Here is a 19,640-nt window from a genome sequence, read left to right on the forward strand (position 1 = left end):
GAGCCTAGTCCAAGGGCGCTTCGTACCTCAGCGCATCCTATGAATTCTCCTACAAAGCGGATCGAATCCATGGCAACCATTCTTTTTTACGAAAAACCCGGCTGCGCCAATAACGCCCGGCAGAAGCACCTGTTATTGGAAGCCGGACACGAGCTCATCGTTCGCAATCTTCTCGAAACCCGCTGGACCGCCGAAGATCTGCGCGCGTTCTTTGGCGATAAGCCGGTGTCCGAATGGTTCAACCGGGCGGCGCCCAGAGTGAAATCCGGAGAGGTGGTGCCGGAAGCGCTCGGTGAACAGGAAGCGCTGGCTCTCATGCTCGAAGATCCCCTGCTGATAAGACGGCCTTTGATGCAAGTGGGCGAGCGCCGGGAAGCGGGTTTCGACACGCAGCGCGTCCACGACTGGATCGGTCTGGCTCCGAGCACGGGCGAAACCGCGAACCTCGAACAGTGCCGGCGTACCGAGCATTGCCCGACGCCAGGGGAGCGTTCGGCCTGATGAACGCCGATGAGGGGTTCGTCGGGAAAGGATTCCCGACCTACCAACCCACCACCGAGGAACGCCGGGTAGGTCGGCAATCCTTTGCCGACTTTAGGGCGTGCGTCGGGAAAGGATTCCCGACCTACCAGCCCACCACCGAGGAACGCCGGGTAGGCCGGCAATCCTTTGCCGACGCCATGAAGCTACCGGGGGCGCAACCATGAATACCGTATCGGACGCTCTGGCGCGGATACTGGCCTATCACGAGCGGACCAAGCATCGGCTGGAGCGTTATGCCGCGGGGCCGGAAACGCTCGATTGGGACAGCCAGCCCGACCCGTTCCGCCGTTTCGAGGGCGCCCCCACGATCCGGCTGCCCTTGGCCGCGGATCGGCTGGCGACGCCCTTCGGCGCTTTGTCGCTGCCCGAAACCGTGACGCCGCAAGCGCTTTCGCTCGAAACCGTCGGTATTTTACTGGAATTGTCCCTGGGACTCTCGGCCTGGAAAGAGTACGGCCCGGATCGCTGGGCCCTGCGCTGCAATCCGTCCAGCGGCAATCTGCATCCTACCGAGGGCTATGTCGTCTGCCTATCGGTTCCCGAGGTTCCCGACGGCGTGTACCACTATGTCAGCCGCGATCATGTACTGGAGCAGCGCTGCCGGTTTGCCGAGCCCTCCACGGCCCCGCGACTGTTCGTCGCCTTGAGTTCGATCCACTGGAGGGAAGCCTGGAAATACGGCGAACGGGCCTTCCGCTATTGCCAACTGGATACCGGCCATGCCATCGGCGCATTGCGCTACGCAGCAGCAACCCTGGGCTGGCGCCTTAGTTGGGTGAGCGGTATCGGCTTTGCCGAATTGGCCGCCGGTCTCGGGCTCGATCGGAACGAGGACTTTTCCGGAGCCGAGCGGGAGGAAGCGGAGCTTCTGCTGGAAGTGATCGCCGATCCCGAGGACGCGAATTCCGGGAAGTTCGATCCCTCGGAACTGGTTCCGCCCGGAAGCGCGTGGAGCGGTCAAGCCAACGTGCTCGATCCCCATCCCATGTACCGCTGGCCGATAATCGAAGAGGTCGCGGAAGCAACCCGAGCGCTCGCCACTCCGCCCGAACCCGGCGTGATCGAAACCTACCCGCCGAGGCGGACCGATTGCCCGGAGCCGGCTGCCGCGCTCATCCGGCAAAGGCGCAGCGCGCAACATTTCGACCGGCGAGAAGTACTGAGCACTGCGGGCTTTTACCATCTGCTGGATGCCCTGCTGCCCCGCCGGATTACGCCCTGGGACGTGTGGAACCTCACCCCGCGCGTGCACCCGGTGTTCTTCGTGCATCGCGTCGAGGGGCTGGAGCCGGGACTCTATGCCCTTCCGCGCCGGACCGCGATCGAACCCGAACTGAGAGCCGCCTTCCGTAGCGAGTTCTCCTGGACCAAGCCGGCGGGTTGCCCGGAACATCTGCCCTTGTTCAGGATCGCGGAGGCCGACTGCGGCAAGCTGTCCAGAGCCCTCCATTGCCATCAGGCGATCGGCTCGGACTGCGCTTTCGCCTTGGGGATGCTGGCGGAATTCGAGCCGATCGTCGCCGCGCAGCCGTGGCGCTATCGGCAATTATTCTGGGAGGCGGGGCTATTGGGCCAGGTGCTCTATCTGGAGGCGGAAGCCGTCGGCATCCGCGGGACCGGCATCGGCTGCTATTTCGACGATGTCTTTCACGACCTCCTCGGACTTTCCGGCCGGGCCTTTCAGTCCCTGTACCACTTCACGGTGGGTTTCCCGCTGACCGACACGCGGATACTCACCCTGCCGCCCTATGCGGGGCGCGATCCGGACTGATCCGCGCATGACAGTACAACTTTTTACGAATCCCGAGAACAGTTCATTGAGCATTACGGTGGATAGATACATGAGCAAGATCACTGATGGTACGACTGCGGAAGGAGAATCAAGCGATGCCTGACACACAGGAACCTGTAATCGTCGTGGCGGAAGGCGAACAGTATGAGCTCTTGTCCAGCGGAAACGGCGCCACCTACATACTCCGCTCAAAGGAAGACCGGGCATCGACTTACATCGAGGGGGACGATGTCGCGGCGTTTCTCACGGAATTCGACACAGTGAAGGCGCAGTACCCGAACTACGACACCGATCGGCTGCTGGCCCAGCTTTGGGACCAAGGCGGCTATAGCTGGATGGCGACTCCGGACGAGGAATGAACGAACCGGGCAAGTACTTTGAATATCGAGGAGACGTTATGACCGCGGAAACCGCGTGGCGACGGCTGAACGTCGCCGAAACCCAAGCTTTGCTGGAACAGCCGGAGCTGTTGATTTTCGATGTGCGAGACGCGGATTCGTTCGCGGCGGGATGCATAGGAGCCGCTCGGCATCTGTCGGGTGCCAATCTGGAGCAGGTGCTCATGCGGACGCCCAAATCGCAGCCGGTGCTGATCTACTGCTATCACGGCAATGCCAGCCAGACCTATGCGCAAATGTTCCGGGACTTCGGCTTCAAGACGATCTACGATCTGATCGACGGCTACGAGGCCTGGCGCGCCACCGTGCCCGCGCCGGGTTCCGCGGACTTGAGCCCTGCCCTTCGCGACTGGCTGAGCGAACAGGGTTTCCCGCCCGACGACATCGAGGCAACCCGCGACAACCGGATGACGCCCCTGATGCACGCCTGCCGGCTCGGCGACGAAGCCATCGTGGAGGCGCTGCTCGAAGCCGGCGCCTCGCTGGAACCCCTCAACAGCGACGGCAACAATGCCCTCTGGCTGGCCTGTTACGGGGAAAACCTCGGCGTCATAGGTCGCTTGATCGAGCGGGGCATCGCCGTAGACCATCAAAACGAGAATGGCGCCACCTGCCTGATGTACGCCGCATCCACCGGCAAAACAGCGGTCGTCGCTCGGTTGCTGGCTGCCGGCGCCGATACCGGCATCAAGACCCTGGACGATTTCACCGCCCTGGACATGGCCGCCAATCTGGATTGCTTGAACTTGCTGCGCGCAGCGGCACGGTAGCGATCCGTGCCGCTGCGCGCAGATTTGTCGACCGGCCTAGGCTTCCATGGCGTGGTGTTGAACCCCGCTATGCACCTTCACTCCGGTCTTGGGCTCCGCCCAGGCGAATCCCGCGTCCGGGTCCATCGGCGCCAGCCCATGCTCCTGCATGAGCTGGTCAGCCAGATCCGCGAGCTTACTTTCCAGGCTTTGAGCCGGATCATTATTGGGGTCTTCGAACCGGTCCAGAGAAATCTCCGGGCCTTCTTCACCGTCGATCATGTGGATGAGGAAAAGCTCTTCGATGCCGGGGCGTCCGTGTACCGTGGCCCTGAAGGTTTCTCCCCGATACGAGAATTCACGCACCATGTTACCTCCTGATCTTGGATTATTTTTGGTTAATAAAAACAATAACTTCTCTAAGTGCGCGCGAGGCACTTCGGGGCCAAATTCTACCACAAAAAGTATGGTTATTTTGCAACCCGATACGGTCTCTTTGCCGCACGAACAATCGCCGGTTTGCCGATACACGCCGTCAAAGAAACCGCCAGCCTATCCGTTATTCGAAGAGGTTTAAAACCATGAAATACGCTTTTGCCCCTCCTCAGATCGTTACGCTTCCAGCCATGTCGTGCAATCCGTTTCCGGTGCGGCGCATCTTCTGCGTCGGACGCAATTATCCGGAGCATGCGCGGGAAATGGGCGCCGACCCGGAGCGCGAGCCGCCGTTCTTCTTCATGAAACCAACCGATGCCATCCTGCCCAACAACTCGGTCCTCCCCTATCCTCCCGGAACCGAGAATCTGCAACCGGAAGTGGAACTGGTCGTCGCCATGCAGCTCGGAGGCAGGCAAATCCCCATCGAGATTGCCAATGATTACATCTTCGGCTACGCGGTGGGCCTGGACATGACACTGAGGGATGTGCAAAAGACCGCGCGCGAAAAGGGACTGCCCTGGGATATGGCCAAGGGATTCGATCACTCGGCGCCCTGTTCGGCGATCACTCCGGAGTTCTATACGGGCGTGATCGCCCAGGGCAAGATCGAGCTCAAGGTCAACGGTGAGGTCCGTCAGAGCGCCGACGTTTCGGACATGATCTGGAAGATACCCGAAATCATCAGCTATCTGTCCACAATGGTGGAAATCTGTCCCGGTGACCTGATCTTTACCGGCACGCCGGCCGGGACCGCTCCCGTGGTCAAGGGCGATGTCATCGAAGCGACGGTTGCGGGGCTCGAACCCTTAATCATCACCATAGGATCATGAAACTCTATATGACGCCCGGTTCGTGCTCGACCGGCATACACATTTTGTTGGAAGAATTGGACCTGCCTTTCGAGGCGTATCTGGTCAATCTCCTGGCGGGCGATCAGAACCGGCCCGATTATCTGGCCCTGAATCCGAAAGGCACGATTCCCACCCTGGTACGCGATGACGGCTCGGCGCTGACCGAGTTTCAGGCCATCGCCTGGTGGCTGGCCCGCGCCTACCCCAAGGCGAAACTGCTGCCGGACGATCCGGACGGCGAAGCGCGGGTGATCGAGGCCATGGCCTATGCCGTGGGCACGATCCACATGCAGGGTTTCGCGCGCATATTTACCACCGATCAATTCACGTCCAACGAAGCCGACCAAGACGCGGTCAAACGGCGTGGCATAGAGATCGTCGCCAAGGGTTACGCGGTGCTGGATACGCTGCTGAGCGGGCGGGAATACGTGGCGGGGCGGTTTTCCATCGCCGATGCGGCGCTGTTCTACGTGGAATTCTGGGGCGACAAGCTCAAGCTCGAACTGCCGGAAAACTGCCGGACGCATTATCGGCGCATGCTGGCCCGACCGGCCGTGCAGAGGGTATTGCGGGAAGAAGGCTATCGTGTTTGAGCGTCTATTAGCTCCTGTTCCATCTTTTCATTTCCAAGGAAACCAACACACCATGACCGATGCGATCGAAGGTCGTTGCCGCTATTTCCTCACCTACACCGGCGTGAAACTGCCGCTCAAGCTGATGACCGAACTGGAACCCGCCCAACTGGAAAACCGCAACACCTATTTCCGGGGATATTTCGACGATGAGGGCCGGCTGGTCGGCCTGCAAAAGCTGGTCTACGGGGAAGTGGAAATGGAACACCGCTATGCCTACCACGCCAACGGCGCCCTCAAGTCGGTCGAAATCGTCGACGCCGACGGCGAATTGAACGGGATGGCGTTCGACGAGAACGGCGAACCGATCTAAAGCCGCTGACTACGAGCGGCACCCTAAAGTAGGTCGGCAATCCCTTGCCGACGCAGAACTCGTCGGGAACGGATTCCCGATCTACTGGCCCGGAACGCGCATGTCCATGGTAGGGTGAGTTAGGTACGCCCTCACACAAGGTGCGGTTGGGCCAACGGGTTCGTCGGCAAGGGATTGCCGACCTACGAATGCTTGAGTCGATCCACCCTGGCCGAAGGCGCTAGCGACTTCCGCCAAGCCTGTTTTGCCGTACGAGCGGGATGAAAACGCTCTAACTTTGGCGCGCACGGTAACCCACCAACACAAGGCTACCGAACATCGGTGGGTTACGGCGCACTCGAAGTACGGTGATCGACCATCAGCGCATACCGGAGTGCGCCTAACCCACCCCACTAAATCCCGGTTATCGTTTGTATATTCAAGAGAGCGGAGCTGTGGTATTCGGCACATCCCGAGGACCTACCGGTCACGCCGGATGCCATCCACAGCCAATACCACGATCTCGACCAGTTTGTGATCCTTATTGCCGAGGCTGACCGAAGAAGGCCATCCATTGAAAAACGACCACGTTGCTATGGGCGCCATGGTGTAGTCGTAAGCAATCAGTGACCCACTCTTGCGCGCTTCCCTCAACTTCCCTTCAATGATCATCTGTCGCCAAGCCCAAAGGTCGGCACCGGAATCCAGAGCTTTCATGCACACCACGCTATTCATTTTCAATCGACCGGGAATCTTTTGCACAATATCCTCCCGGCCTTTCTGACTTACAACTTTATGCTCCGTCACCTCGGTCTCCGAACCGAGTGTGCAATTGCTGAAGTAAACGTGGAACTCACCGGCCTGCAATTCAAAGACCATTCCGGAAGCCGGATCGCTGGAACTATCGATATTCGCAGAGTAGCTGGAACTCCCCGGCGAACTATTGACCGGCAGTCCGCCAGCCGCCGCGGTTGAAGTGATCGAGACAAGTCCGAGAGCCAGAGTCAAACCAGCAATGTGTTTCATGACCGTAATCTCCTTTCGAGTGGAAGTGAAATAACGCAGGGGAATAATTCCTGTCGCGTGACTTCTCTGTCTCAAAAGCGATGCCAGGTCGTGAGAGAAACGGGAACAACGCTCCAAGGCTTTGTTTTAGCATCAAATTATTGAACAAGGAGGAAAAGCGGCGGGTTCTCGGCTCGACCCAGCCGAGGCCGTTTTTTACGTCAATTCGTATCTAATACGATATGTCGTAAATTTGGTCATGACCTACTTCCATGCGAATACGAAAACGGCACATATCCAACAAAAAACGACCAAACCCGATTGGCAGGGCGGATCGCGTGCTGCAATCCTTTCTGCGGGGTTAGCTCACCTCGTCTATCCAGGCCATCTGCACGGCTTCGAGCACTTTCTCGTTGCATTTCTCGGCGCTGTCGTCGAAGCCGTCCAGGCGCATGATCCAGTCGAGCAGATCGGTGAACCGCACATACTTGGGATCGACGTCGGGATGGCTCTCGGCCAGCGCGATGGCGATGTCGAAGGTATCGCTCCATTTCATGGGCTTGCTCCTCAAGAGAAGGTTGGTGATGAAGTCTGGACTGGAAAACCCGTGTTATTCCAAATTGCTTTCAATAAGGAATTAATTTTTGTAGGGTGGGTTAGGCCGCGAGGCCGTAACCCACCGAGCGGCCTCGAATCGGTGGGTTACGCTTCGCTAACCCACCCTACGTAATATTCACTCGAATGCCGAATGGAATTACGCGTCGGCCCAGCGTTCGCTGCGCAATGCTTCGGCAATGGCCCGAGCTCGCTTTTCGAACGCCTGCGCCGAAACTTCCGGGTCGGTTTCGGTCGGCTCGGAGGCGGGCGCCATCTGTCCGGCGAAAGCCTTAAAAGCTAGCCGAAGCAGCTCGGCCTTGGGATACTCCGCACCGGCCCGCCCCGGATAGGCTCGATAGTCGCAGGCGCATACCGCCAACAACTGCTCGAAACGCTCGGGGTAATGGACCGCTTCCGCCCGTTCCAGCATGGCGGCGATCGCCGCGGCCCGCATGTCTACCGCACGGTGGACTCGATCGCATTCGCGCAGCACCAAGAGCGCCAGGTCGCGGCATTCGGCGGGAACCTTGAAGCGTTCGCAAACCGCTTCGACCAGGGGTTCGCCGCGTGCTTCGTGACGGTAGTGGGCGGGCCAGAATTCGCGCGGCGACGCCGCTTTCCCCACCTTGTGCAGCAGCGCCGCCCAGCGCGTGGCGAGCGGGGCGTCTATCCGCGCGGTTTCGTCGATCAGAAGCAGCTGGTGTTCGCCCACGTCGACTTCCGGCGGATCGTCCGCGCTCTGCGGAATTCCGAACAGCGCGTTCAGTTCCGGCAGCAATCGAGCCAGAGCGCCGCAACCGCGCAGGACTTCCAGCATCCGCGACGGACGCCCGCCCATCAGGCCTTGGGACAATTCCGGCCAGGCCGCCTCGGGATTCACCGCGTCGAGAGCGCCGTCCGCCACCAGGGCGACGAGCCTGACCATGGATTCGGGTGGCACCACGAAATCCGGGATGTGCGCGGCGCACGCCGCCAGCCGCAGGATGTCCAGCGGATCCTCGCCTAGAGCGGGTGGGATGGCATAGGTAATCATGACGAGCAGCTGACTTCGATGTTCCGCAGTTCTTCCGGAGGCGGGGCGGCATAGGCGTCCATCTCCGGCTGCTCGTCGTAAGGCCGGGCGAGCAGACGAACGAGCTTGGCGACTTCGGTATCGTCCCCGGCTTCGGCCCTTTCGATGGCGGCCTGGGCCAGATGGTTGCGCAGCACGTACTTGGGGTTGACGCGGTTCATGTCCCAGGCACGGGCCTCGTCGTCGGTGTTTCCTTCGGCGCGCAATCGTGCCCGGTAATCGGCGATCCAGGCGTCGTACGCTTCCAGGTCCACGATCTCCTCGCGGGCCCCGACCGCCGGCTCGTCGCTGTCGGTACGCACCTTGGAAAGATGACGGAAGCTCCGCGTGAAATCGCTCTTGCCGCGCTGAAGGATGGCCAGGAATCGGTTGACCAGATCGACATCGCCGTCACGCACCTCGTAAAGGCCCAGCTTGTCGGCCCAGCGGCGCATGATCGCCTGGGTATACACCGGGGCGTAGCGCTCGAAAATGCCGGTCGCGATTTCCAGGGCCTCCTCCTCGCTGTCCGAGAGCAGCGGCAAGGTCGCCCGCAGCAGCCTCGAGCAATTCCACTGGCCGATTTCGGGCTGTGCGTAATAGGCGTAGCGGCCCTCGAAATCGGAATGGTTGCAGATATGGTATTGCCGGAACGCGTCCATGAAGCCGAAGGGACCGTAATCCAGGGTCAAGCCCAGAACCGAGAAATTGTCGGTGTTCATGACGCCGTGGCAGAACCCGAAGGTCTGCCACTGCGTCATCAGCCGGGCGGTGCGCTCGACCACCTCGCCGAGCCAGGCGGCATGACGGTCGGAACGGTCTTTCAGATGCGGGAAATGCTCGTCGATCACATGGTCGGCCAAGGGAGCAAGGTGCTGGCGCTGTCCGTTGTGATAAAAAAACTCGAACTGTCCGAAGCGGACGAAACTGGGGGACACCCGGCAGACCACGGCCGCGGTTTCCACCGTTTCGCGGTACACCGGCTCCGGCGACGCCACCAGGCTCAGGCAGCGGGTGGTCGGCACGCCGAGGGCGTGCATCGCCTCCGAACAGAGATATTCCCGTATCGAGGAACGCAGCACCGCGCGCCCGTCGAGCCCGCGCGAATACGGCGTCGGCCCGGAACCCTTGAGTTGAAGCTCCATCCTCGCCCCGGCGGGCGTCCGAACTTCGGCGATCAGGAGGGCACGCCCGTCCCCGAGCTGAGGAACCCATGCCCCGAACTGATGCCCGGCGTAGACCGATGCCGAAGGCTCGTATTTCGGCCACGGCCGGTTGCCCGCGAGAATCTCCAAGAGTTTCGGAGAATCGGCTTCGCTGACGTCGAGCCCCAGTTCCAGGGCCAGAGACCCGTTGAAATGGACCATCCTCGGCTCCGGCAAGAGTGCTGCCGACACCGGGACATGATAGGGCTCGCCCAATTCCTTGTAGCGCGGAGCCAAGGGGAGCTCCCGATGAGAATGGCGCGGAGAAAACCCGTGCATCATTTCGGATCGCAACGGCGCACGGTCCGCCTGACCCCGCCTCGTTGAAGCTTTCCGACGTGCGGGCATGGCGCCGGTGTGGGCGTTACGAGTCTCAGTCATCGCCGGCGCTCCCGGAAAAGACTTGAGGGTCGATGCTCCATTCTTCGACCACACGCCCGGATTCGGCGCCTTCCGGATCGAAGCTGCGTTCCTCGAAGTAAACCCGGCCGTCCCGAGCCATGACCAAGGCGGTGCTGGAGCGGGTTCCGGATTCCACCCCCACAACGAAACAGGCGGACAGGCGTTCTTCTTCCGCGCGGCCGATGCCGGTATCGGGCAGCCCTTCGTTTGTGGTTTCGCGATCCGCCAGCATGGCGAAACCCGCTTTCGCGAAGTCGGCCGGCGCGACCGGCTTGGCGGTGCAGATCGGATCGTCGGCGCCCCGAACGCCGGCCTTGGACAGATCCGAATAGGCGCCCAGCAGCATCGCGAAGCCGCCGTGCGTTCTCAGATAAGAACCCAGCAGCGTGTCCAGGCGCACGCACTTGGGCCAGGGTTCGTCCAGCAACCCGTCGGACAAGGTGTGAATGCCGGGAGTCAGCGCCAACGGCAAGCGGGCGCGGGTGGCGGCGTAGTACATGTGACGCGGCGACCCGATCAGCAGATTGAAGGGCGAATGTCCGCCCCGGCTGCGAGCGAAGCGGCGGGCGTGGACGACCGGCTCCTCGCCGGAAGAGAGATAGTCCAGCGGCAGCTGGCCGCGCGACGGCGCGTCCGGGTCCGAAGGCGCGCCGTCGCGAAACGGCGTGACCAGCGCGAAGCGTCCGTCGCGGGCCACGCCGAACCAGGTTCCGCCCCGCGCCAGGTCGCGACCGCCGAGACAGGAGGGCTCCTCCGGCCACCATGCCGCCTGTGCGGTCGCGCGTGCATGCCTTTCGTCCCGGTTGGCAATCAGAATCAAGGGAAAATCGGGGTGGGCACCCCAGGCAAGTGCCACCGTGCTCATAGGAAAACCCGATCCTTAGTCGAATACCCCATCCCGTACGCCGAGGCGCCGAAAAGCTCGAAAGCTGGACAGGTGCATTGACCCGGATACGTCGAGATCGCAATATGCGCACTTTCACACATGACAAAATCACCCATGTCGGAAGAAACGATGCCGGATGAATCCGGTCCTCTGGCCTTCTTCAAGGCGCAGCACCAAGCCTTTACCGAAACCCTCGCCGCCCGGCGCGGTCGCGAAGACCTGATCGACGGACTCTTGGAACAGGCCTTCAGCAGTTTCGAAGGCAATGTCGAAATTCAGTCCGAGGGACTGCCCCCCTTGGCCTGCCACAAGGGATGCTCCACCTGCTGCACGCTCCGCGTCACGGCGACGGCGCCCGAAATTCTGCTGATCGCGCGTTACGTTCGTTGGGCCTCCGACGCCCTGAAACGCGCCGAAGTCGATCTCGAGCAGCGCCTAGCCGATGCCGATCGCGTAACCCGAGGCTTGAGCGAAGAGCAACGGGTGGCTCTCAGGCGCCGGTGTCCCTTCATTGCCAACGGCGTCTGCGTCATTTACCCGGTACGGCCACTCGCCTGCCGAGGCCATGCCTCCTACGACAAGCGCGCTTGTGTCGAGGCCGCGGCCGGACGCGCCGGCGACATCCCCTTCTCCGCCCCGCACATGACCGTCCGCAGCCTGGTTCAGCACGCAATGCAATCGGCGCTTCGGGATGCCGGCTACGCGTTCGGCGCCTACGAGCTCAACCAGGCGGTCTCCATGGCCTTGGCCGACGGCAAGCTCCAGGAACGCTGGACGGCGGGCGACGACGTCTTCGCCGACGCTTTGGCGACCGAAATCAGCCTCGACGAAATGGCGAGCACCTTCGAGGCCATCAAGGCTCATCCGTAGGGCGGAATAGCGAAGCGTATTCCGCCGAATGGCTTCCGTGTACCGCTCTGCGGGAAACGCTATGCAGCCAGACCCAAGTCCATCCCCCGGAAAATCGAGCAGCGCTTGAAAACTTCCAGGGACGGCGGCACCCGCTTCTGCTGACAGTATTTCGCCACCAGCTTGGCCAGTCCCTTGATGTCACGCCCGGTGGCTGCCGGAAACAGATCCGCCAGCTCGTCGATCAGCGGCGGGGCGACCTCCAACGCGAACTGCTCGGTCATTACTTTCCAGATCTTGATCCGATTTTCCCGATCCGGCGGGTAGAACTTGATCAGCGCGATACAGCGCGACACGATGGCCTCGTCGATGTCGTCCACCCGGTTGGTGGTGAGAAACAACAGGCCGTTGAAATATTCGAGCACCCTCAGAAACACCCCGACCACGGCATTCATGGTGATGTTGTCGTCGCGCCGCTTGATGTAGACGTCCGCCTCGTCGATCAGCATCACCGCGCCCCAGCGCTGGGCGCGGGTCAGAACGTCCTTGAGCGCGGTCTCCATGGCCGCGACGTTCAGCCCCAATTGCCCCGAATGCACGCGGTACAGCGGCCGCTGGATGATTTCGGAATAGACCTCCGCGGTCAAAGTCTTGCCGACGCCGGGAGGACCGGCGCACAGCACGGTCGTGCCTCCGGACTTGCCGGCGACGATATCGTCCATCAGGACATCCATCTCGGCGGTCAGGATGTCGATGAGATCGGTCTGTTCCTCCGGCAGAATCAGCTTTTGCTTCAGGGCCGGCTGATACTCGTAGGGTGTGATGTCGTCCACGTGCACCCAGAGATAATGGTGCAGGTCAAGGTGGAACATGAGGATGTAGAAATGCACCGGCAACTGGGTGAACAGTCCCTTGGGCATGGCGTCCTGAGACTCCCGGACCTCGTCCTCGGCCTCATAGTGATTGCTCTTGGCCGCCTTGCGCAGATAAGGCCCCAGAATATCCCCGGGCGCATCCAGGGTCAGCGCGCGCGAGCTCAGGATGCCCTCGTCGTTGACCAGGCGCGCGCTGCCGCCGCCGGACGAGAGCACCACAACGTCCTTGCGGGACCAATCGGTATCCCGGTGCGAAGCCGTCGGGTCCTCCGCGTAGAAACCGGTGCCTTTTCCGGAAAACTGAGCGCCGTAACGGGCACGCCAATCGAAGTAACGCTCCGCGGTCTCGTCGTAATTGCGGATGAGTTCGGGCGTTTCCTTGAGGAACCCCTTGGCGGCGAAAATCTCGGCCACCGTCTTGCCGGCGATGTCGCTCGGCATGATTCGGATGGTTTGGGTGGCGATTGCCCCTTTGGCATTGGCTTTCAGCTCGATGAAGACTTTCCCGATCTCGTCGTTCGAGGTCGGGGTGTAGTCGAGCCGCGTGATGACGTAAGGCAGGGGTCGGCCGGCCACGCTCGCGGTGAACAGCCAGCCGCGGATGGCATCCGCCGCCAAGTAGCGGGCAATCGCAGGCAGCACCATCTCGAGGTCTTCGGCTTCGAAGCGCACTCCGTCGTCGTTCATGGCCTGCTGCAAGGTGGCGAGTTGCGCGGCCTTGGCCTGCATCTCCGGCCCCGCCTGCCGGTAAAGATTCCCTAAAAACGCGAGCGCAGGGCTCGACAGTTGCCTGAACGGCACCTCGACGCGATTGCCGAAACGCAATTGTTCCTTCAAGTGCGCCAAATCCGGGAACTCTTCGACCATCGCTTCGATGTAAGGCCGCTCGATCTGAAGCTTCATTCTCTGCTTATCCCCAAAAAGCCGTTTATGAACCTCGTGCTAAGCCGCCTGCTCCGTTGGCGTCAAGGCAGTGATGCTCAGGGCATGGATGTCGCCCGGCATCATTTCGCTCACCGCCGAATAAACCAGTCGATGGCGCTCCAGCGTCGAACGGCCCTCGAAACGGCGGGAACACACGGTCACGAAAAAGTGGCCGCCACCCTCATGGGCATGGCCGGCGTGGGACCGGCTGTCGTCGACGATTTCCAGGTGAACCGGCTCGAAGGCCTGTTCCAAAAGCGCCCGAAGACGGGCGCCGCGATTCGTAGTCATGAGCCGTTGCCTCCGCGATTCATCTCAAAGGTATAAACGATCTCTCCCGAGCCATGCGGTTCGTAGGTCGGCAATCCCTTGCCGACGAAACGGTCGATCCGCGCCTTGCGTCGGAAAGGATTTCCGACCTACGGAACCGCCGACGCCTCCCTAACCTCCGTACGCCGCTGCCTACGAGATTCGGATTAGGCCACGGCCCTGCGGGACTCCGCCGGCGTTCCGGTGAGCCCGGCGACGAACTCGGCCAAAGGCATGTCGATCCGTTCGATGCCCTGTTCCGCGAGGAACCGCGCCTCGTTGCGGGTGAGGTCGCCTTCCAGCACCGCGAAATGCCGATCGCTGGAACGCTTCATGATCTGCCGCGCATAATTGCGCTCCAGCTGGTTGCGGAAACGGCAGCCCAGGAACAGGAAGCTGCGGCCCGTCCTGATGTCCTTTACCCGGTCCGGAATCGGCGTCTGGATATCGATTTCGGTGAGAACTTCCACGTAGTCGGAATCCGAGACGATGAAGTTGGACGCGGGGGCGATGGAACCCAGCGGCTTGTAGAGCAGGGTCGCCCATCCCGCGGCTTCCCCCGGCTCCGCCTTTGTGTCGTCGGCATGGAAATAGTGAACCCAGTCTCCCAGGTGCTCCGCGCGGCTCACGCCCTGCACTTGCCCGAAATCGCGGCGCGAAGCCAGGGCCGCCGCCATGCTGGCGTCGTACCAGACGTCGACGATCAAGGGCAGCGGGTTCGGGAGATTCGCCAGGAAACCGTGCAGAACGGTCGGTTCCGGCGGGCTCCGAAAGGCTTCCTGCAAAAGTCCGACCAGCGTCTTCCGATGCTTGAAATTCTCGATGTATTGACTGGCGGCGGTAAGATTCTTCCGGATCTTGTGGGGCACGGTGACCTTGGCCGTAATCAGTTCCACCAAGGCCTCCGGCGAACTCGGAATCGCGCCGCCGGGCGCCAGACTCAGAATCTCCGGGCCGAGATACGGAATGACCCGTCCCGCCGCCAAATCTTCTGCCAATTGACTCGGAAACGGCGTGCTCATGATGTCATCCCCGCGGCGCAAGAGGCCTTCAAGGCGTCCACCTCGGTGCGCAGCAGGCGGAACAGCCCGCGTCCGCCGGACAAGGCCTGGTAACTGTTCTGGGTGTTGTTGCACAGGTATTTGTACCAGTCGTGCGGCTCCACCCCTGACGGACGCTCGCCGATTTCGGCCACGGTGCCGTCCGGAAAGAAACGCAGGTGAATGACGCATTCCGTCCGCTGCTCGGCATCGAGCGTCGCGCCGGACGCGACGACGGCCGATTGGGGTTCAGAAGGAGTAGCGACAGCTTCTTTGGTATCCATAACAATGATCCTCTGGTTAATGGTTTATAAGTTCAATTATTACTTTGTTATGAACGCCCAGGGCGGCCTGACAAGCCAGCCTGGACAGCGATTCCGCCCCGCAAAGCTGCGTGAGCCGATCGCGTTCTGCCTGGCGCACCTTGGATAAGCCGCGCCAGCCCTGCCGCACGAGCACATGGCACTCGCCGCAGCGGGCCCGTCCACCGCAACGGTGGGCGACAGCCTCGCCCGCCGCCGCGATGGCCTCGAGCAAATTGGCGCCTCTCGCCACCTGCACCGTCTTGCCCGAAGGCAGTACGGTCACCCAGGCTTTTGCATTCCGCCTCTTTTCGGTCCGCAAAAAGCCCGACATGGTTTCGGAGCGGCGTCAGAGGTAAATGGCCGATCCCGCCCCGATATTGATCGAGGCGTCCTTGGCGGTCTTGACGATGAAGCCCACCTGGTCCTCCGTGATATGGTTGTGGAAAGGCAGCGCAACGGCGCGGTCCGCCAGCTTCTCGGTGACGAAGAAATCGCCCTTGCGATAGCCCAGATTTCCGTAAAAACGCTGCTGATGCAGTGGCCGGCAATAGGCCACGGCCTCGATCTGCTCGGTTGCCAAATCGTGAATGATGGCGTCCCGGCTGGAACGGGAAAAACGGGTGCCGAGATGGACCAGGTAGAGAAACCAGTGCGCCTCGTCCACGTCCGGAGCGAGATACGGCGGCTTGATGCCCTCGAAGGATTGCATGTGGGCGTTGTAATAGGCTTCGATCTCTTTCCGGCGCTCCAGGATTCCCGGAAGACGCTTGAGCTGCACCAGCCCGAGAGCGGCGCCGAGTTCGCTGAGTTCCGCCCGATACGGCGGCGTTTCGCCCAGTACCACCGAATGCCGTTCGTCGAGGCGGCGGCCTCGGAAGCTCCGCAGCCGAGCGGCCAGATCACCGTCGTCGGTCACCAGCATGCCGCCCTCGCCGCAGGTCAGCGGCGACGGCTGGGACAAATCGAACACCGAACAGTCCCCGAAGCTGCCCACCAGCTTCCCCTGGTAACGCGAACCGATCGCCTCGCTGGAATCTTCGATGAGCAGCAGGCCGTGTTTCGTGGCCAATTCACGGAACGCCGGCCACATCGCCGGATGGCCGTTGGTATTGCCGGCGACTATGGCGCGGGTTTTCGACGTGATTCCCGCCGCGGCCTTTTCGGGAACCAGCGTCCCCGACCAATAATCGATGTCGGCAAAGATCGGCGTCGCCCCGGCCAGCGCGATGCCGTGAACGGTTTCGCGGAAACCGAACGCGGACGCGATGACTTCGTCCCCCGGACCTATGCCGTAGGCCTTGAGCGCCAGCATCAGGCCGATGGTGGCGCTGCTCACCGCCACGGCGTGTTTGCGCCCGAGATATTGGGCGAAAGCCTCTTCGAAAGCTTCGACCGTGGGCCCCGCGCTCAGCCGCGGCGATTTCAGGACCTCTTCCACGGCTTCGAGTTCGGACAGGCTGATGTCGGGGTCCGAGAGCAAGATGGTAGGTGAGTTTTTCATGGTCGATAACTACCGTTTCTGGGCGACGATCAGACCGGTTGCCGCGGCCGGATCGCCGGTAATGCGTACGCAGTGTTCCGAGGTGTCTATCAGGTAAACGCAGAACTCGGGAGTTTCGAATGTCGGAGTTTCGGAACTCATGTCGCTGGCGTCGCAACGTGTCAGCGACAGCCCCGGAAAATTCTTGCGCACGCTCGCACAGCGTTCGGCGGCGGGCGCCTCGCCTTCCAGAAGCATCCGGATTTCCCCGAGCGCCTCGTTACTGAGCGCCATGGTCAGTCCCCGCTCACCCGACGCGCGTCGACCGTGATCGGCAGCGCGGTATCGGCGGCCATGGCAGGCAGCGACAGCTCCCAGCCGTTCGCCAGCGTCACCATTCCGCCCCACAGTTCCGGCTTTTCCTGGGAAACGATGGGTTCCTCCAGGTCTTTTTTCGGAACGTAAACGGACAGCTCGCCGGCGGAATTTCTTCTGATCATGACCTTCATGCGGTACTCCAGTTGGTTTCAAAAAATCAATGTTTTGTAGTTTTGTAACTTGTAGGATGTGCTGAACGAAGTGAACCGCATCGTTCGCGATTGATGCCTGTCCTGAGCTCAGTCGAAGGGCCTGTCCTGAGCCTAGTCGAAGGGCGCTTCGTACCTCAGCGCATCCTACGTCTTGCCCTTTCTCACGCTGTGAGGGGAGACAAAGGCCGGTGCTCCTAGGAGTCATGCGGCCTCCGCCTCGAACATTCGGACGATTTCCGGAAGCACCGCTATGATCCGGTCGATTTCCTCTGCCGTGGTATAGCGGCTCAAGGAGAAGCGGATCGTGGCCAGCGAGGCTTCCGGGGCCAAGCCCATGGCGGTCAACACGTGCGAGGGTTCGGTTCCGGAGGCGGTGCAGGCCGCTCCGGCCGAGGCGCAGATTCCAGCCCGGTCGAGCTTGTCGAGAACCGGCTCGGCCTCGATCGTTCCCAGGCACAGGCTGGTGGTGTTCGCCACCCGCTCGGCGCCGCCGCCGTTAACGAAGGCACCGGGAATACGCGCCAGCAGTTCCGCCTCGAGACGATCGCGCAAAGCCCCGATCCGGGACCCGGAGTTTGCCGGAGCGGCTGCGGCCAATTCGGCCGCCACCCCGAGGGCGACGATCCCCGGCACGTTCTCGGTGCTGCCGCGGCGCCCGCGCTCCTGGTGTCCGAACAAAAGCGGCGGAAGCTTTCGGCCCTTGCGCACGAACAGCACGCCAATGCCTTTGGGTGCATGAATCTTGTGGCCCGAAAAGGACAGGAAATCCACCGGAACTCGGGCTAAATCGATGGGCGTCTTGCCGACCGCCTGAACCGCGTCGGTATGAAACAGCGCGCCCCTGGCCTGGGCTATCGCCACGGCTTCCTCGACGGGGAACAGGACGCCGGTCTCGTTATTGGCCCACATCAGCGAAACCAGGGCCGTATCCTCGGTCAGGGCGCGTTCGAGTTCTCCGAGATCGAGCCGCCCCTGTCCGTCCACCGGCAAATAGGTCACCCGCACGCCCTGGGATTCGAGATGGCGCAATAGGGCCAGCGTTGACGGATGTTCCACCCGGCTGGTGACGATGTGGCGCCGCCCCGGCGACAGGGCGAGCGCTCCCAGAACAGCCTGGTGATTGGCCTCGGTGCCGCCGCTGGTAAAGACGATTTCCGGCGGCGTGGCGCCCAGGAGCGCCGCCACTTTGGCGCGGCCGGCGATGCTCTCGACCTTGGCCGCTTCGCCGGCCCGGTGCTTGCTGGACGGATTGCCGTAACTCTCCCTGAGACACCGGGCCATCGCGTCGGCGCACTCCGGCGCTACCGCCGTGGTGGCGTTGTTGTCCAGATAAATGATTGGGTCGCTCATTGCCAGAACTGCCTATCCGGGTCTTCGTTCAAAAGTTCGAGAATCTGAGACAAGGCGTGGTATTCGCCGTGCTCGATCCATAGGCCCGCCTTGTGATCCTTGCGGTACAGCCTCCAGCACCGCGAACTATCCTGAAATTCCAGCCGGGCGATATCGATCACCCCGCCATCGGGATCGATGTTCCGCGAGCAGCACGGGCTGACGATTTCATATCCGGCCTCGATCGGACGGACCACCGGAGTCACGTAGCGGTAGCGCTTGCGCTTCCCGAGCGCGCGGTCGATACGCTTCCGATCCACCTCGTTGGGATGAGGACACACGGACATCAAATTGGATACCGCAAGATTGCCGTTCATCGGATCAAGACCTCCGCACAACTCTTTCCGTCCATGTTCCGTCCGTTCGCTCTCGCTCGTTCCCAAGCTCCCGCTCGGGAACGCGGCCTCGAGAAGCTCCCGCTTCGCGACACAGGAAGCCGGAGCTTCCTAAAGATCCGGTTCCCAACCAGAAGTCGGGAACCAGCGTAATGCGTATGCCGTCTACAGAATCCCGGCCACCTGCCCTCGGGCTTGGTCGGATCGAAGCTCCTCTTCTAAGCAGCCCACGACGCAGCCGTTCGGAAACTCGACCAGGTACACGGGAATTTTCGCTTCCTCGTGGAATCCCACCTGCACGATCTCGCCTTCGCTGCCCGCTGCCACCAGCAAGGCCCCCGGCTCGCGATCAGGATAAGTGCCGTCGTTGAAGAGATCCGTTTCCGCCCAGACCTTCTGTCCCCATTGATAAATCGGTGTGCGTGGCTCGATCATGCCGTCTCCCCTCCTTCGGGAACCGGAACGGTTTTCGGGGGCAGCGGATTGTCCAGGGATTCGATTTCGCGGCCCTTCATGCCCACCGCGTAACCCCGTTCCGGAAAATCCACGGCGTAGATGTAAAACTGTTGAAGGAAGGTGTTGATGCTCTTGATGTATCCCACCTCACCTTTCTTGACCAGGACCTCGCCGATATCGCGGCCGTTAAACGTGCCGTCGTTCCGGACCACCTTTTTCGACTTCACCTTTTCGCCGAACTTGAAGCGCGGCGGATCGTTCAATTCGTTGACATCGCTGTCGCGTACAATAGTGGTAGCCATATCGC

The 19,640-nt window shown here is 61.5% G+C and carries 27 protein-coding genes; 9 read left to right on the forward strand and 18 right to left on the reverse strand.

What is annotated here, in order from left to right:
- Nucleotides 1–69: 69 nt before the first annotated feature.
- From ACWJJK_RS15220 to ACWJJK_RS15240, 5 genes are all read left to right on the forward strand, one after another.
- Nucleotides 70–501: an ArsC/Spx/MgsR family protein gene (locus tag ACWJJK_RS15220; protein WP_454128253.1), complete on the forward strand. Its 432-nt coding sequence runs from the start codon at nucleotides 70–72 to the stop codon at nucleotides 499–501.
- Nucleotides 501–707 (forward strand): hypothetical protein, encoded by a 207-nt coding sequence (locus ACWJJK_RS15225; RefSeq protein ID WP_454128254.1) that lies wholly within the window; start codon nucleotides 501–503, stop codon nucleotides 705–707. The genes ACWJJK_RS15220 and ACWJJK_RS15225 overlap by 1 nt, the downstream gene beginning before the upstream one ends.
- Nucleotides 704–2,314, forward strand: coding sequence for a SagB/ThcOx family dehydrogenase (locus tag ACWJJK_RS15230; protein WP_454128255.1), 1,611 nt, complete (start codon nucleotides 704–706; stop codon nucleotides 2,312–2,314). Before ACWJJK_RS15225 ends, ACWJJK_RS15230 begins: the two co-directional genes overlap by 4 nt.
- A 116-nt stretch (nucleotides 2,315–2,430) precedes the next feature.
- Entirely contained in the window at nucleotides 2,431–2,694 is a 264-nt protein-coding gene (locus ACWJJK_RS15235) for a hypothetical protein (RefSeq protein WP_454128256.1), read from the forward strand.
- A gap of 38 nt (nucleotides 2,695–2,732) precedes the next feature.
- Nucleotides 2,733–3,503, forward strand: coding sequence for an ankyrin repeat domain-containing protein (locus ACWJJK_RS15240; protein ID WP_086135504.1), 771 nt, complete (start codon nucleotides 2,733–2,735; stop codon nucleotides 3,501–3,503).
- A 36-nt stretch (nucleotides 3,504–3,539) separates the two neighbouring features.
- On the opposite strand, the gene ACWJJK_RS15245 is transcribed toward ACWJJK_RS15240, so the two are convergent.
- Nucleotides 3,540–3,851 (reverse strand): hypothetical protein, encoded by a 312-nt coding sequence (locus ACWJJK_RS15245; protein WP_077729052.1) that lies wholly within the window; start codon nucleotides 3,849–3,851, stop codon nucleotides 3,540–3,542.
- Between the two features lie 212 nt (nucleotides 3,852–4,063).
- Between ACWJJK_RS15245 and ACWJJK_RS15250 the strand changes: the two genes are divergently transcribed.
- The 3 genes from ACWJJK_RS15250 to ACWJJK_RS15260 are packed head-to-tail and all read left to right on the forward strand — an operon-like array spanning nucleotide 4,064 to nucleotide 5,716.
- Nucleotides 4,064–4,750: a fumarylacetoacetate hydrolase family protein gene (locus ACWJJK_RS15250; protein ID WP_156879321.1), complete on the forward strand. Its 687-nt coding sequence runs from the start codon at nucleotides 4,064–4,066 to the stop codon at nucleotides 4,748–4,750.
- A complete protein-coding gene (locus tag ACWJJK_RS15255) occupies nucleotides 4,747–5,364 on the forward strand; it encodes a glutathione S-transferase family protein (protein WP_077729050.1) in 618 nt (205 codons plus the stop codon). Before ACWJJK_RS15250 ends, ACWJJK_RS15255 begins: the two co-directional genes overlap by 4 nt.
- 52 nt (nucleotides 5,365–5,416) lie before the next feature.
- Complete coding sequence (locus tag ACWJJK_RS15260) at nucleotides 5,417–5,716, forward strand: DUF6156 family protein (protein ID WP_077729049.1); 300 nt, start codon at nucleotides 5,417–5,419, stop codon at nucleotides 5,714–5,716.
- A gap of 459 nt (nucleotides 5,717–6,175) precedes the next feature.
- On the opposite strand, the gene ACWJJK_RS15265 is transcribed toward ACWJJK_RS15260, so the two are convergent.
- The 5 genes from ACWJJK_RS15265 to ACWJJK_RS15285 form a co-directional block, all read right to left on the reverse strand.
- Entirely contained in the window at nucleotides 6,176–6,721 is a 546-nt protein-coding gene (locus ACWJJK_RS15265) for a phage tail protein (RefSeq protein ID WP_077729048.1), read from the reverse strand.
- A 340-nt stretch (nucleotides 6,722–7,061) separates the two neighbouring features.
- Entirely contained in the window at nucleotides 7,062–7,256 is a 195-nt protein-coding gene (gene iscX, locus ACWJJK_RS15270) for a Fe-S cluster assembly protein IscX (RefSeq protein ID WP_077729047.1), read from the reverse strand.
- A 198-nt stretch (nucleotides 7,257–7,454) separates the two neighbouring features.
- Nucleotides 7,455–8,330 (reverse strand): tRNA nucleotidyltransferase, encoded by an 876-nt coding sequence (locus tag ACWJJK_RS15275; protein WP_077729046.1) that lies wholly within the window; start codon nucleotides 8,328–8,330, stop codon nucleotides 7,455–7,457.
- Nucleotides 8,327–9,934 (reverse strand): protein adenylyltransferase SelO, encoded by a 1,608-nt coding sequence (locus ACWJJK_RS15280; RefSeq protein ID WP_240502430.1) that lies wholly within the window; start codon nucleotides 9,932–9,934, stop codon nucleotides 8,327–8,329. Before ACWJJK_RS15280 ends, ACWJJK_RS15275 begins: the two co-directional genes overlap by 4 nt.
- Nucleotides 9,927–10,820, reverse strand: a complete 894-nt coding sequence (locus tag ACWJJK_RS15285; RefSeq protein WP_156879320.1) for an NRDE family protein — start codon at nucleotides 10,818–10,820, stop codon at nucleotides 9,927–9,929. The genes ACWJJK_RS15280 and ACWJJK_RS15285 overlap by 8 nt, the downstream gene beginning before the upstream one ends.
- A gap of 135 nt (nucleotides 10,821–10,955) precedes the next feature.
- On the opposite strand from ACWJJK_RS15285, the gene ACWJJK_RS15290 reads away from it, so the two are divergent.
- Nucleotides 10,956–11,711 (forward strand): YkgJ family cysteine cluster protein, encoded by a 756-nt coding sequence (locus ACWJJK_RS15290; protein ID WP_205780684.1) that lies wholly within the window; start codon nucleotides 10,956–10,958, stop codon nucleotides 11,709–11,711.
- 59 nt (nucleotides 11,712–11,770) lie between these two features.
- Here the strand turns inward: ACWJJK_RS15290 and ACWJJK_RS15295 are convergent, their stop codons facing one another.
- The 12 genes from ACWJJK_RS15295 to ACWJJK_RS15350 all read right to left on the reverse strand — a co-directional run bounded on the left by ACWJJK_RS15295 (nucleotide 11,771) and on the right by ACWJJK_RS15350 (nucleotide 19,635).
- Nucleotides 11,771–13,468: an AAA family ATPase gene (locus tag ACWJJK_RS15295; RefSeq protein WP_077729043.1), complete on the reverse strand. Its 1,698-nt coding sequence runs from the start codon at nucleotides 13,466–13,468 to the stop codon at nucleotides 11,771–11,773.
- Nucleotides 13,469–13,507: 39 nt separating this feature from the next.
- On the reverse strand, nucleotides 13,508–13,780 hold the full coding sequence (locus ACWJJK_RS15300; protein ID WP_077729042.1) for a BolA family protein: 273 nt from the start codon (nucleotides 13,778–13,780) through the stop codon (nucleotides 13,508–13,510).
- Between the two features lie 185 nt (nucleotides 13,781–13,965).
- The gene (locus ACWJJK_RS15305; RefSeq protein ID WP_086135369.1) at nucleotides 13,966–14,820 is read right to left on the reverse strand and encodes an SIR2 family NAD-dependent protein deacylase; all 855 of its coding nucleotides are present in this window, start codon (nucleotides 14,818–14,820) and stop codon (nucleotides 13,966–13,968) included.
- Nucleotides 14,817–15,122, reverse strand: coding sequence for an RNA polymerase sigma factor sigma-70 region 4 domain-containing protein (locus ACWJJK_RS15310; RefSeq protein WP_240507116.1), 306 nt, complete (start codon nucleotides 15,120–15,122; stop codon nucleotides 14,817–14,819). Before ACWJJK_RS15310 ends, ACWJJK_RS15305 begins: the two co-directional genes overlap by 4 nt.
- Before the next feature lie 16 nt (nucleotides 15,123–15,138).
- Nucleotides 15,139–15,426: a 2Fe-2S iron-sulfur cluster-binding protein gene (locus ACWJJK_RS15315; protein WP_240502428.1), complete on the reverse strand. Its 288-nt coding sequence runs from the start codon at nucleotides 15,424–15,426 to the stop codon at nucleotides 15,139–15,141.
- 63 nt (nucleotides 15,427–15,489) lie between these two features.
- A complete protein-coding gene (locus ACWJJK_RS15320; RefSeq protein WP_156879319.1) occupies nucleotides 15,490–16,644 on the reverse strand; it encodes a DegT/DnrJ/EryC1/StrS aminotransferase family protein in 1,155 nt (384 codons plus the stop codon).
- 9 nt (nucleotides 16,645–16,653) lie between these two features.
- Entirely contained in the window at nucleotides 16,654–16,917 is a 264-nt protein-coding gene (locus ACWJJK_RS15325) for a hypothetical protein (protein WP_077729038.1), read from the reverse strand.
- 2 nt (nucleotides 16,918–16,919) lie between these two features.
- A complete protein-coding gene (nifT, locus tag ACWJJK_RS15330) occupies nucleotides 16,920–17,132 on the reverse strand; it encodes a putative nitrogen fixation protein NifT (protein WP_077729037.1) in 213 nt (70 codons plus the stop codon).
- Between the two features lie 222 nt (nucleotides 17,133–17,354).
- Nucleotides 17,355–18,503 carry a cysteine desulfurase family protein gene (locus ACWJJK_RS15335; protein WP_077729036.1) on the reverse strand — a complete coding sequence of 383 codons (1,149 nt, stop codon included), beginning with the start codon at nucleotides 18,501–18,503 and terminating at the stop codon, nucleotides 17,355–17,357.
- Nucleotides 18,500–18,859, reverse strand: coding sequence for a DUF3024 domain-containing protein (locus ACWJJK_RS15340; protein ID WP_077729035.1), 360 nt, complete (start codon nucleotides 18,857–18,859; stop codon nucleotides 18,500–18,502). The genes ACWJJK_RS15335 and ACWJJK_RS15340 overlap by 4 nt, the downstream gene beginning before the upstream one ends.
- 183 nt (nucleotides 18,860–19,042) lie before the next feature.
- Nucleotides 19,043–19,312 carry a nitrogen fixation protein NifZ gene (locus ACWJJK_RS15345; protein ID WP_077729034.1) on the reverse strand — a complete coding sequence of 90 codons (270 nt, stop codon included), beginning with the start codon at nucleotides 19,310–19,312 and terminating at the stop codon, nucleotides 19,043–19,045.
- Nucleotides 19,309–19,635 (reverse strand): nitrogen fixation protein NifZ, encoded by a 327-nt coding sequence (locus tag ACWJJK_RS15350; protein WP_156879318.1) that lies wholly within the window; start codon nucleotides 19,633–19,635, stop codon nucleotides 19,309–19,311. The genes ACWJJK_RS15345 and ACWJJK_RS15350 overlap by 4 nt, the downstream gene beginning before the upstream one ends.
- Nucleotides 19,636–19,640: the final 5 nt, after the last annotated feature.

The organism is Methylocaldum gracile, assembly GCF_053646815.1.

Excerpts from the sequence above, each read along its gene's own strand:
- ACWJJK_RS15220 (WP_454128253.1), top strand. The coding sequence starts at position 70 with ATGGCAACCATTCTTTTTTACGAAAAACCCGGCTGCGCCAATAACGCC.
- ACWJJK_RS15225 (WP_454128254.1), top strand. The coding sequence starts at position 501 with ATGAACGCCGATGAGGGGTTCGTCGGGAAAGGATTCCCGACCTACCAA.
- ACWJJK_RS15230 (WP_454128255.1), top strand. The coding sequence starts at position 704 with ATGAATACCGTATCGGACGCTCTGGCGCGGATACTGGCCTATCACGAG.
- ACWJJK_RS15235 (WP_454128256.1), top strand. The coding sequence starts at position 2,431 with ATGCCTGACACACAGGAACCTGTAATCGTCGTGGCGGAAGGCGAACAG.
- ACWJJK_RS15240 (WP_086135504.1), top strand. The coding sequence starts at position 2,733 with ATGACCGCGGAAACCGCGTGGCGACGGCTGAACGTCGCCGAAACCCAA.
- ACWJJK_RS15245 (WP_077729052.1), bottom strand. The coding sequence starts at position 3,851 with ATGGTGCGTGAATTCTCGTATCGGGGAGAAACCTTCAGGGCCACGGTA.
- ACWJJK_RS15250 (WP_156879321.1), top strand. The coding sequence starts at position 4,064 with ATGAAATACGCTTTTGCCCCTCCTCAGATCGTTACGCTTCCAGCCATG.
- ACWJJK_RS15255 (WP_077729050.1), top strand. The coding sequence starts at position 4,747 with ATGAAACTCTATATGACGCCCGGTTCGTGCTCGACCGGCATACACATT.
- ACWJJK_RS15260 (WP_077729049.1), top strand. The coding sequence starts at position 5,417 with ATGACCGATGCGATCGAAGGTCGTTGCCGCTATTTCCTCACCTACACC.
- ACWJJK_RS15265 (WP_077729048.1), bottom strand. The coding sequence starts at position 6,721 with ATGAAACACATTGCTGGTTTGACTCTGGCTCTCGGACTTGTCTCGATC.
- iscX (WP_077729047.1), bottom strand. The coding sequence starts at position 7,256 with ATGAAATGGAGCGATACCTTCGACATCGCCATCGCGCTGGCCGAGAGC.
- ACWJJK_RS15275 (WP_077729046.1), bottom strand. The coding sequence starts at position 8,330 with ATGATTACCTATGCCATCCCACCCGCTCTAGGCGAGGATCCGCTGGAC.
- ACWJJK_RS15280 (WP_240502430.1), bottom strand. The coding sequence starts at position 9,934 with ATGACTGAGACTCGTAACGCCCACACCGGCGCCATGCCCGCACGTCGG.
- ACWJJK_RS15285 (WP_156879320.1), bottom strand. The coding sequence starts at position 10,820 with ATGAGCACGGTGGCACTTGCCTGGGGTGCCCACCCCGATTTTCCCTTG.
- ACWJJK_RS15290 (WP_205780684.1), top strand. The coding sequence starts at position 10,956 with ATGTCGGAAGAAACGATGCCGGATGAATCCGGTCCTCTGGCCTTCTTC.
- ACWJJK_RS15295 (WP_077729043.1), bottom strand. The coding sequence starts at position 13,468 with ATGAAGCTTCAGATCGAGCGGCCTTACATCGAAGCGATGGTCGAAGAG.
- ACWJJK_RS15300 (WP_077729042.1), bottom strand. The coding sequence starts at position 13,780 with ATGACTACGAATCGCGGCGCCCGTCTTCGGGCGCTTTTGGAACAGGCC.
- ACWJJK_RS15305 (WP_086135369.1), bottom strand. The coding sequence starts at position 14,820 with ATGAGCACGCCGTTTCCGAGTCAATTGGCAGAAGATTTGGCGGCGGGA.
- ACWJJK_RS15310 (WP_240507116.1), bottom strand. The coding sequence starts at position 15,122 with ATGGATACCAAAGAAGCTGTCGCTACTCCTTCTGAACCCCAATCGGCC.
- ACWJJK_RS15320 (WP_156879319.1), bottom strand. The coding sequence starts at position 16,644 with ATGAAAAACTCACCTACCATCTTGCTCTCGGACCCCGACATCAGCCTG.
- ACWJJK_RS15325 (WP_077729038.1), bottom strand. The coding sequence starts at position 16,917 with ATGGCGCTCAGTAACGAGGCGCTCGGGGAAATCCGGATGCTTCTGGAA.
- nifT (WP_077729037.1), bottom strand. The coding sequence starts at position 17,132 with ATGAAGGTCATGATCAGAAGAAATTCCGCCGGCGAGCTGTCCGTTTAC.
- ACWJJK_RS15335 (WP_077729036.1), bottom strand. The coding sequence starts at position 18,503 with ATGAGCGACCCAATCATTTATCTGGACAACAACGCCACCACGGCGGTA.
- ACWJJK_RS15340 (WP_077729035.1), bottom strand. The coding sequence starts at position 18,859 with ATGAACGGCAATCTTGCGGTATCCAATTTGATGTCCGTGTGTCCTCAT.
- ACWJJK_RS15345 (WP_077729034.1), bottom strand. The coding sequence starts at position 19,312 with ATGATCGAGCCACGCACACCGATTTATCAATGGGGACAGAAGGTCTGG.
- ACWJJK_RS15350 (WP_156879318.1), bottom strand. The coding sequence starts at position 19,635 with ATGGCTACCACTATTGTACGCGACAGCGATGTCAACGAATTGAACGAT.